The following is a 456-nucleotide window of genomic DNA, read 5'->3' on the forward strand; positions in this document are numbered from 1 at the left end:
GCCGCCGCCAGCAGCGCCGCCACCCCGCCCGGCCGGCGTTCCGGCCACAGCACGAGAACCCCCGCCACGCCGACCAGCGCGCCGATGATGTTATTCACCGCCCGGGCCACCGGCACGCCGCTGCCCGGCTGCACCATCTCGATCACCAGCACGAAGAGGGAGGTGAGAAACAGCACGAACACGGTATAGTTCACGCTCTTGAAGGCGATGGTGAGCGCCGCCAGCGGAAAGATGATCAGCAGCAGCACCGGCTTGGCGGGGCTGGCCGCCAGCAGCAAGGCCGCCAGCATGCCGCCGCCGACACTACCCAGGATCCGCTCCAGGCTGCGCGGCCAGGTCGCCTCGGCCAGAGGCTGCATCACCATCACCGTCGCCATCGTCGCCCAGTAGGAGAAGGTGAGGTTCAACCAGGCGACCAGCAGATAGGCCAAAGCCACCGCCACCGTCACCCGCGCC

General features: G+C 69.1%; 1 protein-coding gene. It reads right to left on the minus strand.

Features of this window, described 5'->3' with window-relative positions; genetic code table 11:
* On the minus strand, positions 1-456 hold a 456-nt coding region (locus MXAZACID_RS17495), incomplete at both ends, for an FUSC family protein (RefSeq protein WP_008495935.1).

It is taken from the genome of Acidocella sp. MX-AZ02, from assembly GCF_000306035.1.
Lineage (GTDB): Bacteria > Pseudomonadota > Alphaproteobacteria > Acetobacterales > Acetobacteraceae > Acidocella > Acidocella facilis.